The sequence below is a fragment of the Bradyrhizobium neotropicale genome (assembly GCF_001641695.1).
Lineage (GTDB): Bacteria > Pseudomonadota > Alphaproteobacteria > Rhizobiales > Xanthobacteraceae > Bradyrhizobium > Bradyrhizobium neotropicale.
This window is the reverse complement of sequence record NZ_LSEF01000024.1, coordinates 59,204-78,393: the sequence shown is the minus strand read 5'-3', so window position 1 is coordinate 78,393 and position 19,190 is coordinate 59,204. Positions and strand designations below refer to the sequence as shown.

19 protein-coding genes are annotated in these 19,190 nt (G+C 64.0%); 8 read left to right on the top strand and 11 right to left on the bottom strand.

From position 1 onward, the window contains the following. The first annotated feature begins 14 nt into the window (after positions 1–14). From AXW67_RS03565 to AXW67_RS03555, 3 genes are all read left to right on the top strand, one after another. On the top strand, positions 15–800 hold the full coding sequence (locus AXW67_RS03565; protein ID WP_063676665.1) for an outer membrane protein: 786 nt from the start codon (positions 15–17) through the stop codon (positions 798–800). A gap of 346 nt (positions 801–1,146) precedes the next feature. Then, on the top strand, positions 1,147–1,332 hold the full coding sequence (locus AXW67_RS03560; protein WP_063676664.1) for a hypothetical protein: 186 nt from the start codon (positions 1,147–1,149) through the stop codon (positions 1,330–1,332). 21 nt (positions 1,333–1,353) lie between these two features. Beyond that, entirely contained in the window at positions 1,354–2,124 is a 771-nt protein-coding gene (locus tag AXW67_RS03555; protein WP_063676663.1) for an SDR family NAD(P)-dependent oxidoreductase, read from the top strand. A 79-nt stretch (positions 2,125–2,203) separates the two neighbouring features. Here the strand turns inward: AXW67_RS03555 and AXW67_RS03550 are convergent, their stop codons facing one another. Together AXW67_RS03550 and AXW67_RS03545 are read right to left on the bottom strand one after the other, a co-directional pair. After that, positions 2,204–2,968, bottom strand: a complete 765-nt coding sequence (locus AXW67_RS03550; RefSeq protein WP_063676662.1) for an outer membrane protein — start codon at positions 2,966–2,968, stop codon at positions 2,204–2,206. 194 nt (positions 2,969–3,162) lie between these two features. After that, positions 3,163–4,422 (bottom strand): FAD-dependent oxidoreductase, encoded by a 1,260-nt coding sequence (locus tag AXW67_RS03545; RefSeq protein ID WP_082907744.1) that lies wholly within the window; start codon positions 4,420–4,422, stop codon positions 3,163–3,165. 118 nt (positions 4,423–4,540) lie between these two features. On the opposite strand from AXW67_RS03545, the gene AXW67_RS03540 reads away from it, so the two are divergent. Then, entirely contained in the window at positions 4,541–4,825 is a 285-nt protein-coding gene (locus tag AXW67_RS03540) for a hypothetical protein (RefSeq protein ID WP_027553624.1), read from the top strand. Positions 4,826–4,886: 61 nt separating this feature from the next. On the opposite strand, the gene AXW67_RS03535 is transcribed toward AXW67_RS03540, so the two are convergent. Next, on the bottom strand, positions 4,887–6,413 hold the full coding sequence (locus AXW67_RS03535) for a caspase family protein (protein ID WP_063676660.1): 1,527 nt from the start codon (positions 6,411–6,413) through the stop codon (positions 4,887–4,889). Positions 6,414–6,610: 197 nt separating this feature from the next. On the opposite strand from AXW67_RS03535, the gene AXW67_RS03530 reads away from it, so the two are divergent. From AXW67_RS03530 to AXW67_RS03520, 3 genes are all read left to right on the top strand, one after another. Beyond that, positions 6,611–7,585 carry a helix-turn-helix transcriptional regulator gene (locus AXW67_RS03530; protein WP_063676658.1) on the top strand — a complete coding sequence of 325 codons (975 nt, stop codon included), beginning with the start codon at positions 6,611–6,613 and terminating at the stop codon, positions 7,583–7,585. 287 nt (positions 7,586–7,872) lie between these two features. After that, the gene (locus tag AXW67_RS03525; RefSeq protein WP_063676656.1) at positions 7,873–9,345 is read left to right on the top strand and encodes a DEAD/DEAH box helicase; all 1,473 of its coding nucleotides are present in this window, start codon (positions 7,873–7,875) and stop codon (positions 9,343–9,345) included. 159 nt (positions 9,346–9,504) lie between these two features. Continuing rightward, positions 9,505–10,572 carry a GGDEF domain-containing protein gene (locus AXW67_RS03520; RefSeq protein ID WP_027553628.1) on the top strand — a complete coding sequence of 356 codons (1,068 nt, stop codon included), beginning with the start codon at positions 9,505–9,507 and terminating at the stop codon, positions 10,570–10,572. 73 nt (positions 10,573–10,645) lie between these two features. Here the strand turns inward: AXW67_RS03520 and AXW67_RS03515 are convergent, their stop codons facing one another. The 8 genes from AXW67_RS03515 to AXW67_RS03480 all read right to left on the bottom strand — a co-directional run bounded on the left by AXW67_RS03515 (position 10,646) and on the right by AXW67_RS03480 (position 18,185). Further along, entirely contained in the window at positions 10,646–11,089 is a 444-nt protein-coding gene (locus AXW67_RS03515; protein ID WP_063676654.1) for a TfoX/Sxy family protein, read from the bottom strand. A gap of 144 nt (positions 11,090–11,233) precedes the next feature. After that, on the bottom strand, positions 11,234–11,644 hold the full coding sequence (locus AXW67_RS03510; protein WP_082907747.1) for a HesB/IscA family protein: 411 nt from the start codon (positions 11,642–11,644) through the stop codon (positions 11,234–11,236). 48 nt (positions 11,645–11,692) lie between these two features. Beyond that, positions 11,693–12,064, bottom strand: coding sequence for an SUF system Fe-S cluster assembly protein (locus AXW67_RS03505; RefSeq protein WP_027553631.1), 372 nt, complete (start codon positions 12,062–12,064; stop codon positions 11,693–11,695). Next, on the bottom strand, positions 12,061–13,308 hold the full coding sequence (locus AXW67_RS03500) for a cysteine desulfurase (RefSeq protein WP_063676652.1): 1,248 nt from the start codon (positions 13,306–13,308) through the stop codon (positions 12,061–12,063). Before AXW67_RS03500 ends, AXW67_RS03505 begins: the two co-directional genes overlap by 4 nt. Next, positions 13,305–14,609, bottom strand: coding sequence for a Fe-S cluster assembly protein SufD (gene sufD, locus AXW67_RS03495; RefSeq protein ID WP_063676650.1), 1,305 nt, complete (start codon positions 14,607–14,609; stop codon positions 13,305–13,307). The genes AXW67_RS03500 and sufD overlap by 4 nt, the downstream gene beginning before the upstream one ends. 12 nt (positions 14,610–14,621) lie before the next feature. Then, entirely contained in the window at positions 14,622–15,374 is a 753-nt protein-coding gene (sufC, locus tag AXW67_RS03490; RefSeq protein WP_063676649.1) for a Fe-S cluster assembly ATPase SufC, read from the bottom strand. 62 nt (positions 15,375–15,436) lie between these two features. Continuing rightward, positions 15,437–16,933: a Fe-S cluster assembly protein SufB gene (gene sufB, locus AXW67_RS03485; protein WP_063676648.1), complete on the bottom strand. Its 1,497-nt coding sequence runs from the start codon at positions 16,931–16,933 to the stop codon at positions 15,437–15,439. Positions 16,934–17,027: 94 nt separating this feature from the next. Beyond that, on the bottom strand, positions 17,028–18,185 hold the full coding sequence (locus AXW67_RS03480) for a cysteine desulfurase family protein (RefSeq protein WP_063676647.1): 1,158 nt from the start codon (positions 18,183–18,185) through the stop codon (positions 17,028–17,030). Between the two features lie 352 nt (positions 18,186–18,537). On the opposite strand from AXW67_RS03480, the gene AXW67_RS03475 reads away from it, so the two are divergent. Beyond that, positions 18,538–19,185, top strand: coding sequence for an alpha/beta hydrolase (locus AXW67_RS03475; protein WP_027524593.1), 648 nt, complete (start codon positions 18,538–18,540; stop codon positions 19,183–19,185). The last annotated feature ends 5 nt before the right edge of the window (positions 19,186–19,190 follow it).

The following is a 19,190-nucleotide window of genomic DNA, read 5'->3' as shown; positions in this document are numbered from 1 at the left end:
TTGGGGATTTTAACATGAAGAAGATTTTGCTCGCTCTGACCGCGGTTGCGGCGATGACGGGTTCGGCCTCGGCGGCCGACCTCGCGGCCCGTCCGTATGTGAAGGCCCCGATGCCCGCTCCGGTTTACAACTGGACCGGCTTCTACGTCTTCGGCGGCGGCGGTGGCGGCCTCTCGAACTCCGACCAGTTCATCCAGACCACGACTGGCGCGGTTCCGCTCACCATCACCCAGCGTCAGGGTGGCTCGGGCTGGTTCGGCACCGTCGGTCTCGGCTACGACTGGCAGTTCAGCGGCACCTGGGTCGCCGGCGTGTTCGCTGACGGTCAGTTCGGCAGCATCCGCGCCACCGTGCAGGATCCGTTCGCACAGATCACCGCCAACCAGAAGCTGGAAGACTCCTGGGCCGCTGGTGTTCGCCTCGGCTGGCTGGTCGCCCCGAACGTTCTGTCCTACGTGAACGGCGGTTACTCCGGCGCTCACTTCGGCAGCGCCAACTTCACGACGCTGACCGGCGCGGACGCAGGCATCCACGTCAACGGCTTCAACCGCAACGGCTGGTTCATCGGCGGCGGCGTCGAGAACAGCCTGAACATCTTCGGCATCACCTCGCCCGGCTGGTTCATGAAGACCGAGTATCGTTCGGCCTTCTACAACACCAAGACCGAGACCGAGCTCAGCAACATCACCAACCTGCCGACCCCGAATCGCGACATCCGCGCCAACAGCTGGAACCAGACGATCTCGACCTCGCTGGTCTACCGCTTCAACTGGACCGGTCCGGTCGTCGCGAAGTACTGATCCGGCCTAAATCGCCAAACGTCAAAGCCCCGGCATCGCCCGGGGCTTTTTCGTTGCGGCACTCAATTCCCCACGCTGCTTTCAGCAACTGGCAGGCGCCCCGGAGTTGCGCCGCGATTTCGCTCAGTTCGGCATCGGCCGGTCGCGCCGCGCGTGTCGCGATAGGCCATAGCCTCGGCTGGCGCGATGCCGAACCGCAAGATATCGGCGTCGTCCGAATCTTCTTCGGCCCGGCCGCCCATTGTATCCGAACCGAAGCTACGGCTAGTCTGCGCCCAAGTTTTCGCGACTTGGGGCAATCGTTCATGCCGCAGCGCGACAGAAGCAGTCCGATGGGGAGGATACGATGCGCAGATTTCTGCTGATCGCAGGCCTGTTTGCTCTCGCCATCGGCCTGCTCTGGATCGGACAAGGCACGGGTACTGTTCCCTGGCCTCGATCGAGCTTCATGGTCAACCAGCTGCAATGGGCCGGCTATGGCGCAGCCATGGCCAGCTTCGGGCTGGTCCTGATCTGGCAGAGCAACCAATAAAAGAAACGAAGGAATAAAGGCATGACATCCAGTCGGTTCGATCTCCGCGGCAAGGTCGCGATCGTCACGGGAGGCAATGGCGGCATCGGGCTCGGAATGGCCCGCGGGCTCGCCGACGCCGGGGCCGACATCGCTGTCGTCGGGCGCAACGAGGCGAAGTCGAAAGCGGCGGTCGAAGACCTCAAGCAGCGCGGCGTCAATGCCATCGCGGTCGCGACCGACGTGACCGACAAGGCCGCGATCGAAGCCATGGCCGCTCGCGTCGCAAAGGAGCTCGGCCGCATCGACATCCTGATCAACAATGCCGGCATGAGCATCCGCAAGCCGCCGCACGAGCTCGAGCTCGACGAATGGAGCAAGGTGATCGACACCAACCTCACCAGCGCCTTCGTGTGCTCGAAGGCCGCCTATCCCGCGCTGAAGGCGTCGGGCGGCGGCAAGGTGATCAACATCGGCTCGATGATGTCGATCTTCGGCGCGAGCTTTGCGCCGGCCTATGCGGCGAGCAAGGGCGGCATCGTGCAGTTCACGCGCGCCTGCGCCAATGCCTGGGCGCCGGACAACATCCAGGTCAACGCCATCCTGCCCGGCTGGATCGACACCGACCTCACGCGCGGCGCACGGCAGCAGGTGTCGGGGCTGCATGAGCGTGTGCTGGCGCGCACGCCGGCGGGACGCTGGGGCGACATCAACGACTTCGCCGGCATCGCCGTGTTTCTTGCCTCGCCCGCGTCGGACTTCGTCACGGGCACGGCGATCCCCGTCGACGGCGGCTTCTCAGTGATGGCCTGACGCGCGCGCCTTGCCTGACGCAGCAAAAAAGCCCCGGGCATCACCCGGGGCTTTGGTTTGTCGTGAGCGTTGCGCGAGCTCAGTAGCGCGCGATGACCGGCGCGTCGAACTTGTAGCTTCCGCGCACGACCGCCCACTGAATGTCGCGCGGCTTGGCATCGAAAGTGTAGTTGGCCGTGGTGCCGCCGAGCTGGTAGGTCTGGCCGCCGAAGGCCGCATAGTTGTACTCGAGGCCGACGATCCAGTTGCGGGTGATGCCGTATTCCCAGCCGGCGCCGACGGTCCAGCCGTTGGCCCAGTGGGTCTGACCGCCAGAGCCCAGTCCGGCCGCGTCGGTGACGTTGAGACGGTTGTTCACGCCGGCATAGCCACCCTTGATGTAGAACAGATTGTTCTGCACGGCGAAGCCGGCGCGCCCGACGACCGTCGCGAGCACGTTCGCGCGCCAGGTGAACACGTCGTTCCTCGGACCGAACACCGTGTTCACGACGGTGCCCTTGTTGTTGAGCCCGGAGATCGTTCCTTCCATGCCGAACACGTAGTTGTTGGCCTGCCAGTTGTAGCCGATCTGCGCACCGCCCATGACGCCCGAGCTGCGCTGACGATAGCCCTGCCCCGGCGTCAGATCGCCGAAGCCCCCGCCGTTGCCATTGTTGATGAACTGCTCGTTGGTCCAGGCGCCGCCGATGTGGCCACCGACATAGAAGCCGGTCCAGTTGAAGAGCGGCTCGATATAGGCGGGCGCCTTGGTGTAGGGCCGCGCAGCAAGATCAGCGGCGGAAGCAGCGCCGGTCGAAACGAGCGCAGTCGTGCAGGCAAAAGCAGCAATCAAATTGGAACGCATGGTACACCCCTTGTCCTCGATGGGGCGCACGCTCACAGACAGTTCTTACTAAAATTGAAATCAACCGATCGGGCGTGTCGGGATTCGTATTTTGACGTTCCGAATCCGGCTCCATTGTTGCAGCGGCGCAACGCGCGGCAACGGATTTAATACGCTGTTATCCCTACCGAATTCTTGCGCGCGAGAGCCAACGATCAGGGCATTTGCGCGGCCTTCGACGCGACATGCTCGGGCCGTATGCCGAGCGCGAGCAGGCGCGCCGGAATGCCCTGGAGCCACGGCACCGCCGTGATCAGACGAATGATCAGCGGCACCTTCAGCGGCTGGTTTCCGGGCTTCAAGGCAGCGCCGATGATGTTGTTCTGCACGACCACCTGCATCGCCTGCGTCATCTTCACCGGAAATTCGCGTCGCGCGCGCACCGCGTCGAGCTCGTGCTCTGACGGACAACCGCGGCTGATCTTGTCGGCAAGCAGATTGGCGGTTGCGACCGCATCCTGCACGGCGAGATTGACGCCGACGCCGCCCACCGGCGACATCGCATGCGCGGCATCGCCGATGCAGAGCAGCCCCGGCCGTGTCCAGTGCTTCAGCCGGTTGATCGCGACCGTGAGCAGCTTGATGTCGTCAAAACTCTTCACGTCGGCAATTCCCGATCGCAGCACGGGCGCCATGCGCACAACGTCGTCGAGCAGCGCCGGCAATCCCCTCGCCTTAACAGCCTCATACTGTCCCTTGGCGATGACATAGGCGCATTGCCAGTAGTCGCCGCGGTCGAAGGTGACCATCATCTTGCCGGGCTCGATGCGCGCGAACAGGTTCTCTGTCTCGTCGGCCCTGCGGCCGACACGGAACCACAGCACGTCCATCGGCGCGCCGATCTCGTCGAGCGCAAGGCCCGCGCGCTCGCGCACGATCGAATGCCGGCCGTCGCAGGCGATGGTCAGATCAGCCTCGATATCGAGCGGCCCTTCGGGCGTCGTCGCGCGCACGCCGGCGATGGTCTCGCCGCGGCGGATCAGGTCGACGGCCTCCGTGCTCATCATCACCCTGAGCGAGGCGAAGCGCTTGCCGGCCTCGCGCAGGAAATTCAGAAAGTCCCATTGCGGCATGAAGGCAATGAACGGGTATTTGGTGCGGAGCCGGCTGAGATCGGCGATCCGCACATGCGTGCCGCCGAACAGGCCGTCCATCGTCTGCAGGCGTTGATGCGGCAGCTTCAGGAAGCCGTCGATCAGACCGAGCTCGTCCATCACCTGGAGCGTCGAAGGATGCACCGTGTCGCCGCGAAAATCGCGGAAGAAGTCCGCATGCTTCTCCAGCACCACGACGTCGATGCCGGCACGCCCCAGGAGATAACCGAGCATCATGCCGGCGGGACCACCGCCGACGACGCAGCAGCGGACCTTGAGGGAGCGCCGTTCGGGCGGCTGTGGCGACGTGCCTGGGTCCATGATCGGCTCCCATTTACGCACTAGTTTTATTGCACTGCAGCAAGTCGCAATTTGGTTTGCTGCTTGCGCGAATGATCAGTAATTTTGTTGAAGTTTCTATTGATTTCAGGAATTTACGTTGCGTACCGTACTTATATTGGTCGGCATCTGGATTCTGATCAACGTACTTTTCGTCGTGGTCATGATCCCGTCGCGGAAGCCGCGAAAGCCGGGCCCGGGCGAAACGGGAACGCTTGCCCCGGCGCGGATCGACCAGAAGGGCCACCCGGTGGAGGAGCAGGACAAGGTCCTGTTCCGGCACGTGATCATCTCGATCGCCCTGGGCGCGTTCTTTTCGCTGACGCCGCCTTTGATCGAGGCGATCGACTCCATCAAGCGCTTCTTCGGCAAACATCGCCAATAGCGACGTGCCCGAAGAGGGCCTGCTCAACGGATTGCGCCGGTTCCAGCCGGCGGCGACTGGCTCAATTCTTGCTGCGGTTCGCCGTGCGAAAGCTCTTGATCTCCGAGACGCTGCCGTCGCGATAGGTCAGTTCGACCGAGATGAACTGCGTGGCCGGCGCGAGCTTCATGTAGAGCGGCAGCATGCCGGCGTTGATCGAGGTAGGATCGCGCATGTCGCAGGCCGGCATCTTCAGCACCTGGTTGGGCACGGCGGTGTCAATGCCGATGCGGACCTCGCGGATGGCGCAGCGATACGACACGAGATGGGTGTAGTAGACGAGCAGCCCGTTGAATTCGCGGAACGAGAGCCAGCTCGTGGCGGTCATGTCGAGGATCTTGCGCTGGTCGCGGATCAGCGCGGCCTCGGGATCGAACTTGATCGGGAACGGGCCCTGCATGTCGCCGGAGGCGTCGATGTAGCGCACCTCGATCGTGCCGGCCTGCGCGTCCGGCGGCAGCTCGATCGACGGGTTCGGCACCCGCTTGCGCGTGCGCTGGTCGAGCGTATCGAGGAAGCCGGTCTCGCGGAAGTCGCCGCCGCCGGCCATGCGCCAGGAAATGCCGAGCGTCGGGTCGGCGAAGGAGAACGAGACGCTCCACCCGCCATTGTGGCGCGAAAAGCTCGCGATCGGGGCGTTGGTGGATTCCTCCTTCGGTACGCGCGGCACCGACACCGGCGGCAGCGCCGCGACCTTCTGCGGCGGCGGATCTGCCGGCCGCGCGGCCGCGGCCGCCGCATCCTTCGCGAGGCCGCTGAGGAAGACGTCGTCGACCATCTGGTCGAAATAGACCGGCACCTGCTTGTGCTTGACGGTATCGGCCATCTCGCTGACGAGACGGCGGGTGCGCTGCGCCACCTGCACCAGGTTTTCGCCGGGCTGCAACAGCTCCTTGGCGAAGGTGCGCGTGAACACCGAATTCGGGTTGGCGTCGTCATTCGACAGGCGATCGAGCGCGGTCTGGCGCGGGCCGGCCGAGAACACCGAGAAGACGCCTTCTGGCAGTTGCGTCATCGGCGCAAGCCCGCCGCCGCCGGCAACCGCGCGCGTGCCGGCACGCTCGAACGGGTTGTTGCGGCAGGCGTCGAACACCAAGATCGAGGTCCGCGCCTTCTTGTTCTGGAGACGCTCGACGATGCGATCGGCAAGGATCGAAGCGTCGCGCACCAGTTCTTCCTGGCCTTCAGTCGCCGCCGGCACGTCGGTCGGCAGCAGATAGTTCTGGCCGGCGATCTCGAAACCGTGGCCGGCGTAGAAGAAGAACGCGGTGTCGCCGGGCTCGATCGCCCTGTCGAAGGCGAGCAGCGTCTCGGAAAATTGCTGCCGGTTCTGGTTCTCCGCCACCATCACTGAAAAGCCGAGCTGCTTCAGCGTATCGCCCATCGTGCGGGCGTCGTTGACGGCCTTGAGCAGCTTCGGAACGTTCCTGTAGTCGTTGTTGCCGACGACGAGCGCGACGCGCTTTTCGGCGTGGGCGCTAACCGCAAAGCCGCTCAGGCCTGCCGCCAGGCCAAGCGCTGCCAAAATTCTGAAAAGCCGATGCGCCATCGAAAATCCCCGTTGCGGAGGGCTGTCTGACCGGGTTCCTTCACCGGCCTTCGCCCCTGCCGCTGCTGATTTCATAGTCGGCCGAGCGGTGGTGACGGTTCAACAGGCGGAACCGACCGGCGCGACTTCTGACCTATGGCAGATTCCGCCGGAATCTGCTTTTTCTTCTGTAATTCCGTTTGAGACCGGGGACTGCCGTGTATCGCTGGTGCACCGACGAGGTCGAACCGCAGGACCGCTTCGACTATTGGCGCGAGGTCCGCGCCAAGGGGCTGTTCGGCGTCACGGCGGAGCTCGAGCGGGAACGGCGCGCCGACTTCGTCGGCGAGTTCTCGCTGCGCAAGCTCGGGGGAGCCGGCTTTGTGGAGTTGAAGGCCTCGCCATACACCGTCGAGCGCAGCAAGGCCGACATCGGCTATGCCCCCGGTGACAGTATCTGCGTCTACCAGCAGCTTGGCGACGGCGGCTGGTTCGGCGGCCTGCGCGGCGGCGATTTCGCCATTCCCAATGGCAGCTTCGCCACCAGCCATACCGATCTGCCCTACCGCACGGTGCCGCTCGGGACTGCCGGATTTCACCTGCGGATCCTGAAAGTGCCCGTCGGCGGTATTCCAGGGCAGGACAAGCGCATGCGCGGGCTGGCGCCGAAGACCTTCACCGACTCCACCCTGGCGCCCCTGCTGAACTCCTGCTTTGCCGATCTCGGTGAGACCGCCGCGGACGATGCTTCGGCCGAGACCACTACGCTCGTCCAGGCGCTGGCCCATCTGGCGTTGATCGAGCGCGGCATTGTCGGGCCGGGCAGCCGGCGTGGCCAGGCCGCGCTGCGGACCGCCCGTCTCTCCCTGGCGCGCCGCCTGATCGCACAGGACCTCCGGAATCCTGATCTGACGCCGACCATGGTGGCGGACCAGCTCGGCGTCTCCGTGCGCCACCTGCACATGCTGTTCGAAATGGCCGAGAAGAGCTTCTCGCAGACCGTCACGGACGAGCGCCTGAAGCAGAGCCGCCGGCTGATGCGCGAGGCGCCGGATCGGCTGATTGCGGACGTCGCCGCGGCCTGCGGCTTCGAGAGCCTGGCGACCTATTACCGGGTCTTCAATGCCGCCTATGGCATGGCCCCTGGCGATTTCCGGGCCCAGACCTCCGAGGGCGCCGACAGACGTGGCTGAGGTTCCCGCCGAACTGCCAAACAGAGGCGGAAAAGCCAAGCTGCGTCCGCTATTTGGGCAAAAACCTCAGGTTTTTAAGGGTCTTCCCGCGCCCGCTCCATTGACTTTGGCCGATTCCCCCCTATGTTCCGGGTCGACGCGGCTCAAATCGAAGAGCGATTCCTGAGCCTGGCGCTTTGTTCGCGTAAGTCAGCACCCCAAGCTTCTTTGAGAGCGCGCCGTTTCGGGGTGGAACGCGACAGCCTTTTTACCCTCGATTCCGAACGGCGGTTTCGACCAGAGGCTCAATGTCTTTTTCAAATCTCGGACTATCCGAAAAAGTCCTCGCCGCAGTGGCGGCCACCGGTTACACCAACCCCACCCCCATTCAGGAACAGGCGATCCCCCACGTCCTCGCACGCAAGGACGTGCTCGGCATCGCCCAGACCGGCACCGGCAAGACCGCGGCTTTCGTGCTGCCGATGCTCACCATCCTCGAAAAGGGTCGCGCCCGTGCGCGCATGCCGCGCACGCTGATCCTGGAACCGACCCGCGAGCTCGCGGCGCAGGTGAAGGAGAACTTCGACCGCTACGGCGCCGGCCAGAAGCTCAACGTCGCCCTCCTGATCGGCGGCGTCTCCTTCGGTGACCAGGATGCCAAGCTGATGCGTGGCGTCGACGTCCTGATCGCGACGCCGGGCCGCCTTCTCGACCATACCGAGCGCGGCGGTCTCCTGCTCACCGGCGTCGAGCTGCTCGTCATCGACGAAGCCGACCGCATGCTGGACATGGGCTTCATTCCCGACATCGAGCGCATCTGCAAACTCGTTCCCTTCACACGGCAGACACTATTCTTCACCGCGACCATGCCGCCGGAGATCCGGCGCATCACCGAGGCCTTCCTGCACAACCCGCAAAAGGTCGAGGTTTCCAAGCCCGCGACCACGGCCGTGACCGTCACGCAGTCCCAGGTACCCGCAGGGCGCGAGGCGCATGAGAAGCGCGAATTGCTTCGCCGCCTGCTCCGCGAAGCCAAGGACCTCAAGAACGCGATCATCTTCTGCAATCGCAAGCGCGAAGTCGCCATCGTTCACAAATCACTTCAGAAGCACGGGTTCAGCGTCGGCGCCTTGCACGGTGACATGGACCAGCCGGCCCGCATGGCGGCGCTGGATCAATTCCGCAAGGGCGAGCTGCCGCTTCTGGTTGCCTCCGACGTCGCCGCCCGCGGCCTCGATATTCCCGAGGTCAGCCACGTCTTCAATTTCGACGTTCCCCACCATCCCGACGACTACGTTCACCGCATCGGCCGCACTGGCCGCGCCGGCCGCACCGGTACTGCGATCTCCATCGTGACGCCGCTCGACCAGAAGTCGATGGCCGCGATCGAAAAGCTGATCGGCCAGAGCATTCCGCGCGCCGAGGGCGATTACGAAGTCCACGCCGAGACGGCCGAGCAGAGCGAGCGCCCGCGCGAGCAGCGCGGCCGCGAGCGCTCCCGTGGCGGACGCGGCAAGTCGCCGCGCGGTCAACAGCGCAGCCACGACCGTGAACGTAGCCACGAGCCGCGCGAACCGCGCAGCGAAGCGCGTCATGAATCCGAGGCAAGGCATGCGCCCGAGCCGCGTCGCGGCGGGCGTCAGCAGGCGAACCCCTCGCACGTGCCATCAATTGGCCGGCCCGAGCCGCGCCGCCAGCGCGAGGTCGATACCGAGCCCGGCGATCACTCGCATCTTCCGGCATTTCTGCTGCGACCGGTGCGCTCCCCCGCCGGTGCCTGAAGCGCGAATGCGGTTTGGTTGAAGAAAGCCGCTCTACACTTTTTCGGATGCATTCGCGACCGGCCGTTTACCGACCGTTCACGATCGTCCGTTAGCCTACGAACATAATTTAAGCATTGCTGCGGTCGATGGCGCACCGACCGCTGTGGGGTATGTTCTGTGGTCAAGGTGCTCGATGAACACGAACGCACGATGGCGTTCGCCGAGGTAGCGCTCGGTCAAATCAGATCGCTCAAGCAGACCGCAATTCCCCGCAATTACGAGATCTGGTACGTCTACGCCACCGGCTACAACGCGCCGCTCAACAAGATCATCAACGAGACGCTGGCGCGCAACGGCAGGCTGACCGAAGCCGATCTTGAGCAGATCTACGAGACCTATCTCTCCCACATCAAGACCACCGACCGCATCGACAAGGTCGGCGCGCGCGTCATCGGCGAGATCGACGACGTCATGAAGGTCCTGAGTGAAGCGCTCGGGATGACCAGCTCCTACGATGTCAGTCTGTCGGGCGCGACGGCAAAGCTGGCCTCGGCCAAGAGCCGCGAGCAGATCAAGTCGATTGTCGAGACGCTGGTGCGCTCGACCAAAGAGATGCGCGACACCAACAAGGCGCTGGAAGACCGGCTGACGCTGTCGAAGAACGAGATCAGCAATCTCCAGCAGAGCCTCGAGGCGATCCGCGCCGAGAGCCTGACCGATCCGCTGACGGGCCTCGGAAATCGCAAATATTTCGATCGCATGATCGGCATGGCCGTGCAGAACGCACTCGCCTCAGGCGAGCCGCTGTCGCTGCTGCTGTTCGACATCGACCATTTCAAGTCCTTCAACGACTCCTACGGCCATCTCACCGGCGACCAGGTGCTGCGCCTGGTCGGCCTGTCGCTGAAGCAGACCATCAAGGGGCAGGACATTACCGCCCGCTATGGCGGCGAGGAGTTCGCGGTCGTGCTGCCCAACACCGCGCTGCGCCAGGCCCTCACGGTTGCCGATCACATTCGCCGCGCCGTGATGGCGAAGGAATTGAAGAAGAAGTCGACCGGCGAGATCCTCGGCCGCGTCACCATTTCCGTCGGCGTCTCCATGCTCAAGCAGGGCGACGACACCGACGCGTTGATCGAGCGCGCCGACGCCTGCCTCTACGCCGCCAAGCGCAACGGCCGCAACCGTGTGATCTGCGAGGCCGATCCGGAATACGCAGTCGAGACGCACAGCCGGGTGGCTTAGGTCTTATCTCACGGTAAGGAAATCGTAGGGTGGGCAAAGGTGGGTTGCGCCGTGCCCACCATCTTTCCAATCCTCATCTTGAGCGGTGGGCACGCTTCGCCTTGCCCACCCTACGGACTGTCTTCTTGGTGACTTGCTTCTTGGGGGCAGGCTTCTTCGATTTCGTCTTCGCCGCCTTCTTCGTCTTCGGCCGCTTCTTCACCTTGGCGCGCTGGGCGGCGGCGAGCGCCGCCCTCGCCCATTGCGCAAGCTCCTCGGAATCGTCGAACAGGCGCGCGGGCAATTGCCAGTAGGAGTTGACCGTCACCGTCTTGGCGCGGGTCTGATACTGGAACGGCCCTGAGCCCTCGGCCTCATAGTCAGGGATGGTCTGCTCGTCGGCGCGGAAGAACAGGCCGGCGCGCAAGGCCAGCGCGAAGTTGGTGCCGTCGGCGGAGATGCCGTAGCCGGAAAACATCTTGCGGATGGTGACGGGGCCGAAATCGGCGAACAGGTCGATCAGGAATTCGCGGTCCATGGGAGGCTTCCGCTTGTAAGAGGGCCAGCCTTCATAACTCCGGCGTCATTGCGAGCGAAGCGAAGCAATCCAGACTGTCCCCGCGGAGATGGTCTGGATTGCTTCGCTGCGCTCGCAATGACGAATTAGGTAGTGGTAGCGGGGCTACCCCTCGACCTTCGCGGGCCGCAGCTCGACCGACTCGCCGCAGCCGCAGGCGGAGACCTGGTTGGGGTTGTTGAAGACGAACTGGGCCTGCATCTTGTCGGCCTTGTAGTCCATCTCGGTGCCGAGCAGGAACAGCACGGCCTTGGGATCGACCAGGATCTTGACGCCCTTGTCCTCGACGACCTCGTCGGTCGGGCGGATCTCGTGGGCGTATTCGACGGTGTAGGACTGGCCGGCACAACCGCCGTTCTTCACACCGACGCGCAGGCCCACGATCTCGGAATCGGCGCGCTGGGTCAGCTCCGTGATGCGCTGCGCGGCAGCATCCGTCAGCCGCATCACCTGCGGGCGCGGCCGCCGCGGCTTGGGGGTGGAAGCTGGTGTTGAGCCTGACGATACCTGGGTCATCTCAGTCATATGATCCGTTACGGGGCAAATTCAATGCCGGACGCGGCGTCACCACATGTTGAGCACGAGGCGCGCCTCGTCGCTCATCCGTTCGGGTGACCAGGCCGGCTCCCAGACGACCTTGACGTCGACCACGCCGACGCCGGGAACGCTGGCGACCGCGTTCTCCACCATGGTCGGCAGCTCGCCGGCAGCCGGGCAGTTCGGCGTCGTCAGTGTCATCAGCACGTCGACGGAGCGATCGTCCTTGATCTCGACCTTGTAGATCAGGCCGAGCTCGTAGATGTCGGCCGGGATTTCCGGGTCGAACACGGTCTTCAGGCCGGCGATGATCTCGCGCGTCAACCGCTCGGTCTCCTCCGGCGGCAGCGCCGAATGGGTCTCCATCGGGTTAGCTTTGATTTCGGCCGTGTCACTCATGCGAACAGATCCCGTGCCTTCAGCAGCGCCTGTGCCAGATGGTCGACTTCTTCCCGCGTATTATACATGCCGAACGAGGCGCGGCAGGTCGCAGTCACGTTGAACCGCTCTAAAAGCGGCATCACGCAATGGGTGCCGGCGCGCACCGCGATGCCCTGGCGGTCGATCACGGTGGCGACGTCGTGGGCGTGCGCGCCCCTGAGCTCGAAGGAGATTACCGGGCCCTTGCCGCGGGCGGTGCCGATCAGCCGCAGCGAGTTGATTTCGCGCAGCCGTTCCTGGGCGTAGGTGACGAGGTCGTGCTCGTGCGCGGCAATGCGCTCCTTGCCGATCGAGTTGACGTAGTCGATGGCGGCGCCGAGGCCGATCGCCTCGACGATGGGCGGGGTGCCAGCCTCGAACTTGTGCGGCGGGTCGCCATAGGTGACCCAGTCCTGCGCAACCTCGCGGATCATCTCGCCGCCACCGTTGAAAGGCCGCATCGCGACGAGGTGCTCGTGCTTGGCGTAGAGCGCACCTATGCCAGTCGGACCATAAACCTTGTGACCGGTGAACGCGTAGAAGTCGCAATCGAGGTCCTGCACGTCGATGGGCAGATGCACCGCGCCTTGCGCGCCGTCGACCAGCACCGGAATGCCGCGATCGTGGGCCAGCCGCACGACCTCCTTGATCGGAACGAACGTCCCGAGCGCATTCGACATCTGCGTGATGGCGACGAGCTTGGTCTTCGGCGTCAGCAGCTTCTCGAACTCGTCGATCAGGAAATTGCCTTCGTCGTCGACTGGCGCCCATTTGATCACCGCGCCATGGCGTTCCCTGAGGAAATGCCAGGGCACGATGTTGGAATGGTGCTCCATGATCGAGAGGACGATCTCGTCACCGGCCTTGATGTTCGGTTCGCCCCACGACGACGCCACGAGGTTGATCGCCTCGGTGACGTTGCGGGTGAAGATGATCTCCTCGGTGCGGCGGGCGTTGACGAATTGCGCAACTTTTATGCGCGCCCCCTCATAGGCTTCCGTCGCGGCGTTGGCGAGATAATGCAGGCCACGATGCACGTTGGCATATTCGGATACATAAGCCTGCGTCATGCGGCCCAGCACGGACTGCGGCTTCTGCGCCGAGGCCGCGTTGTCGAGATAGACCAGCGGCTTGCCGTAGATCTGCATGGCGAGCGCCGGAAAATCCTGGCGCACGCGCGCGACGTCGTAGGCTCCGTTCAGGACCGCCGGATGCGTGCTCATGATCGCCGCTCCAGCCAGCGCTCGGCAAGCCCGATCACATGCTCGCGCAAATCATCGTCGGCGATCTGCTCGATCGCCTCGCCCACGAAGGCCTGGATCAGCAGCGCCTGGGCCTGCTTCTCCGGCAGGCCGCGCGCCTTCAGATAGAACAGCAGGCTGTCGTCGAGCGCGCCGGCGGTGGCGCCATGGCCGCAGGAGACGTCGTCGGCAAAGATCTCGAGTTCGGGCTTGTTGTCGGCTTCGGCCTCGTCCGAGAGCAGCAGCGCGCGGGTCATCATCTTGCCGTCGGTCTTCTGCGCGTCGGGACGGACGATGATGCGGCCCTGGAACACCGAATGGCCGCGGTCATCGATCACGGCGCGGAAGGTTTCGCGGCTCATGCAGTTCGGCACGGCATGATCGACCACCAGCGACAGATCGCCGTGCTCGGTCTTCTTGAGCAGGTTCACGCCGTTGAGCGAGAGCTCGCTGCCCTCGCCCGCAAACGTGATGAATCCCTGGAGACGGCTCACTGCGCCGCCGCTGGTCATGTTGAAATAGTTGAGTTTGACGTTGGCGCCGACCGTCACGAACTGCGAGGTGATGTTCACCGCGTCAGCCGCATCGTCCATCAGACGGATATAGGCAACGTCAGCGTCATCGCCGATCGAGACAAGCACGGCGTCGTTGACCTGGTAGGCGCCGGCGCCGGCCGCGACAAAGCTCTCGATGATGGTCGGACGAGCCCCCTTCCCGATCCGCACCTGCGAACGGGTGAAGTTCGATGCGGACGGCACGGTCGCCACGTGAATGATCTGGACCGGCGCGGAGAGTTGCGCGCCGTCGGCGATCGACAGCACGACACCATCGGTCGCCATCGCCGCGTTCAGCGAGATCACCGCGTCGGCGGAAGCTGTCGTGAGCAGATCAGCGCTCTTGTCCAGCGCCTCGCGCAAGGTCGTCACGCTCACGCCGGAAGGCAGTGCCTTCACGTCCGATAAATCGGCCGCGAACACGCCGTCGACCAGCACCAGCTTGCTGGCGCCTGCAAACGCATGCGCCTTCACGGCGTCCGCCGCGCGAGACAGGGCAGCCGCGTCGGGCGCAGCCGCAAGCGGCAGCACCTCGCCGACCAGCGCGCGCAGATCAGTGTATTTCCACTCCTCGATCCGGCGGTGCGGCAGGCCGAGACGCTCATAGGTCTCGAACGCCTCGCGGCGCACCGCAACGACCGCCAGCGAACCCGGCAGCCGGCCTTCGGCGCTGGCGAAGAGATCGCTCACCGCGCGGCCGCTTCCGGTCTTTGCCACAGCAACGTTCATCGCAAACAATCCTTATGCGGCGTCCTCGAACTGGGCGTAGCCAGACTCTTCCAGCTCCAGCGCCAGCTCCTTGCCGCCGCTCTTCACGACGCGGCCCTTCGACATCACGTGCACGAAGTCGGGCACGATGTAGTTCAGCAGCCGCTGATAGTGGGTGATGACAACCATCGCGCGCTTCGGTGAACGCAGCGCGTTGACGCCGTCGGCCGCAATCCGCAGCGCGTCGATGTCGAGGCCCGAATCCATCTCGTCGAGGATGCACAGGCTCGGCTCGAACAGCGCCATCTGCAGCACTTCGTTGCGCTTCTTCTCGCCGCCGGAGAAGCCGACGTTGACGCCGCGCTTGAGCATGTCCTGCGGGATGTTCAGCGATTTCGAGACCTCGCGGACCTTCTTCAGGAAGTCCGGGGTCGAATATTCGCTCTCGCCGCGCGCCTTGCGCTGCGCGTTCAGCGCGGTGCGCAGGAAGGTCATGGTGGCGACGCCCGGGATCTCGACCGGATACTGGAACGCCAGGAACACGCCCCTGGCGGCGCGCTCCTCGGGGTCCATCTCCAGAAGGTCCTCGCCCTTGAACAGGATCTGGCCGTCGGTGACCTCATAGCCGGGTTTGCCGGCGATGACATGGGAGAGCGTCGACTTGCCGGAGCCGTTCGGCCCCATGATCGCGTGGATCTCGCCCTCGTTCACGGTCAGCGTCAGCCCGTGGAGGATCTCACGCTCCTCGACGCGAACCTTCAAATCCTTCACTTCAAGCAAAGCCATCTTGGTTTCCAGTCTATTCAAATGATGCATGGAGCGCCGAGGCGCACCGCGAGGGTCGGCAATTAACCGACCGACCCTTCAAGCGAGATCGAGATCAGCTTCTGAGCTTCCACCGCGAATTCCATCGGCAGTTGCTGGAGCACGTCCTTGACGAAGCCGTTGACGACGAGGCCGACAGCCTCTTCTTGGCTGAGGCCGCGCTGGATGCAGTAGAACAGCACGTCCTCGGAGATCTTCGAGGTCGTCGCCTCGTGCTCGAACGTCGCCGACGAGTTCTTCGCCTCGATGTATGGCACGGTGTGCGCGCCGCATTTGTCGCCGATCAACAGGGAGTCGCAGGCGGTGAAGTTGCGCGCGCCGGTCGCTTTCCGGTGTGCGGTGACGAGGCCGCGATAGGTGTTCTGCGACTTGCCGGCGGCAATGCCCTTGGAGATGATCCGGCTCGACGTGTTCTTGCCGAGGTGAATCATCTTGGTGCCGGAATCGACCTGCTGGAAGCCGTTCGAGATCGCGATCGAGTAGAACTCACCGCGGGAATTGTCACCGCGCAGAATGCAGCTCGGATATTTCCAGGTGATCGCCGAACCCGTCTCGACCTGGGTCCACGAGATCTTGGAGTGGTTGCCGCGGCAGTCGCCACGCTTGGTGACGAAATTGTAGATGCCGCCCTTGCCTTCCGAGTTGCCGGGGTACCAATTCTGCACCGTCGAATATTTGATCTCGGCGTCATCGAGTGCGACGAGCTCGACCACCGCGGCATGGAGCTGGTTCTCGTCGCGCTGCGGCGCTGTGCAGCCTTCGAGATAGGAGACGTAGGAGCCCTTGTCGGCGATGATCAGCGTGCGCTCGAACTGACCGGTGTTGCGCTCGTTGATGCGGAAATAGGTCGACAGTTCCATCGGGCAGCGCACGCCCGGCGGCACGTAGACGAACGAGCCGTCGGAAAACACCGCCGAGTTCAGCGTCGCATAGAAATTGTCGGAGGTCGGCACCACGGAGCCGAGATACTTCTGCACCAGCTCGGGATGCTCGCGGATCGCCTCCGAGATCGGCATGAAGATCACGCCGGCCTTCTTCAGCTCCGCCTTGAAGGTGGTCGCGACCGAGACCGAATCGAAGACCGCGTCGACCGCGATCTTGCGCCGGGCAGGATCCTCCTCACCAACCTTCGGCTCGACGCCTTCGAGCATCGCGACTTCCCGCAGGGGAATGCCGAGCTTCTCATAGGTCTTGAGAATTTCCGGATCGATCTCGTCGAGCGAGGTGACCGACTTCTTCGGCTTCGGCGCCGCGTAGTAGTAGATGTCCTGGAAGTCGATCTTGGGATATTCGACGCGCGCCCAGGTCGGCTCGGTCATGGTCAGCCAGCGGCGATAGGCCTCGAGCCGCCACTGGAGCATCCAGGCGGGTTCGTTCTTTTTCTGCGAGATGAATTTTACGATCTCTTCCGACAGCCCCTTGGGGGCCTTCTCGGAGTCGATCAGGGTCTCAAACCCATAACGATACTGGTCGACGTCGATGCGCTTCACGCGCTCGACCGTCTCTTGTACGGCTGGCATTCCATCCTCCGCTCGCGGTTTCAAGGACCGCGGTGGATCAAACTCGGACGACTATTACGATGTTTCTTGGCGGAAAGCACGTGCTTAGAACCGTTCAAGCCGTGTTTCGTGCCTGTTCTCTAAGTAGGGTATTACCCAGCTTTCGCCAAGTCTCCAAGGCCCGATTGATATCCTCGACCTGCGTGGACCAGCCCAGACTGAGGCGCACCGCTCCCTGGGCCACATCAGGGCCAAATCCCATGGCCGAAAGCACATGAGACGGCTGCACTTTTCCCGATGAACAGGCCGAGCCCGAGGACACCGCGATGCCCTCGAGGTCGAAACCAATCACGGCGGTCTCGGCCTTCAGCCCGGGCGCGGTGAACAAGACGGTATTTGGCAACCGCTGCACATCGCCGGAAAAGATCGTCGTGCCTGCAATGGCAAGGAGCCCTTTTTCCAAATGATCTCTGAGGGTTGCCATGCGCTCCGCATCCTCAGAAAGAGTCTGAACGACCGCCTTCACCGCAGCGCCGAAGCCAGCAATGCCCGCGACATTCTCAGTTCCGGCCCGGCGGCCGAGCTCCTGCCCACCCCCGCGCAGCACGGGCTCAAGCCCGGCCACTCCCTCGGCCACGACCAGCGCGCCAACCCCCTTGGGGCCGCCGATCTTGTGTGCAGAAAAAGTCGCAAGGTCTGCGTCTATCGCCTTGATATCTAAGGGACTTTTGCCGAGCGCCTGGATCGCATCGACATGCAGCAGGCCGCCAGCCTCGTGCACCATCTTCGCCGCCTCCGCAACCGGCTGAAGCGCGCCGGTCTCGTTGTTGGCCGCCATGATCGAGACCAGCGCCGGCGCGCCGGCGCCGAGCAAGGCCTTGAGGTGATCGAGATCGACCACGCCGGAGCGGGTAACCTGCACCTGGGCGATCCTGTCGGCCGGGAACCGGCCGCCGGCCACCACCGAGGGATGCTCGACCGCCGACACCAGAAGTCGTTCGACCGGGCCGCCCGACCGGCCGCGCAGGCCAGGTGACAGCGCCAGCGTGTTGGCTTCGGTTCCGGCCGAGGTGAAGATGACGTTCCGCGGCAGCGCGCCCACGGCCGCCGCCAGCGCAGCACGGGCCTCCTCGACCAGCCGGCGCGCATCGCGCCCTTCCGCATGCACCGAGGACGGATTTCCGACGAGGTCCCATGCGGCCAGCATGGCCGCCCGTGCTTCCGCGCGGAGCGGAGTGGTCGCATTCCAGTCGAGATAGACGCGGTTCGGCATGAAGTAATATGTTACCTAACTCTCGAGAGGTGGCCTTCTGCGCTGGATCGCCCGACATGGGCCGCGGCCGCGCGCTTGGCAAGCGCGATTCCCAAACCGCGGCGCGCGATGACGCGGCGATGACACGCTAACATCTTGAGGGGATTGGGCGATGTTCAAGATGCTTGCTTTTTGACCCTCAGCCTATGTTAGAACGCGCCCGTCAAGTCACCGCGCGCTATCAGCGCATCACCGCAAGGCGCGCCTTCTCACCCTTCATTCGTGCTTTCGTCGGCGTCGCTGTCGATGAGGCCACGACAATCGGTTGATTGCCAAGGACCATCCCTCAAGGGAATCAATCAAGAGATCATCGATGCCCGAAGTCATTTTCGCCGGCCCTGCTGGCCGTCTCGAAGGCCGCTACCACCCGGCCAAGCAGAAGAACGCGCCGATCGCGATGATCCTGCATCCGCATCCGCAGTTTCACGGCACGATGAATCATCAGATCGTGTACCAGTGCTATTACGCCTTCGCGCATCGCGGATTCTCCGTGCTGCGCTTCAACTTTCGCGGCGTCGGCCGCAGTCAGGGCTCGTTCGATCACGGCACCGGCGAATTGTCGGATGCCGCAGCGGCGCTCGACTGGGCGCAGACCATCAATCCCGAAGCGCGCGCCTGCTGGGTCGCCGGCTTCTCCTTCGGCGCCTGGATCGGCATGCAGCTCCTGATGCGCCGTCCCGAGGTCGAAGGCTTCATCTCGATCGCGCCGCCGGCCAACCTCTACGACTTCTCCTTCCTTGCGCCCTGCCCGTCCTCGGGCCTGATCGTGCATGGCGAGAAGGACGCGGTGGTGCCGCCGAAGGACGTCAACACGCTGGTCGAGAAGCTAAAGACGCAGAAGGGCATCGTGATCGACCAGCAGGTCATCCCCGGCGCCAACCACTTCTTCGACGGCAAGCTCGAGCCGTTGATGGAGACCATCACAGCCTATCTCGACATGCGGCTCGCCAACGTGCGCTGAGGTCC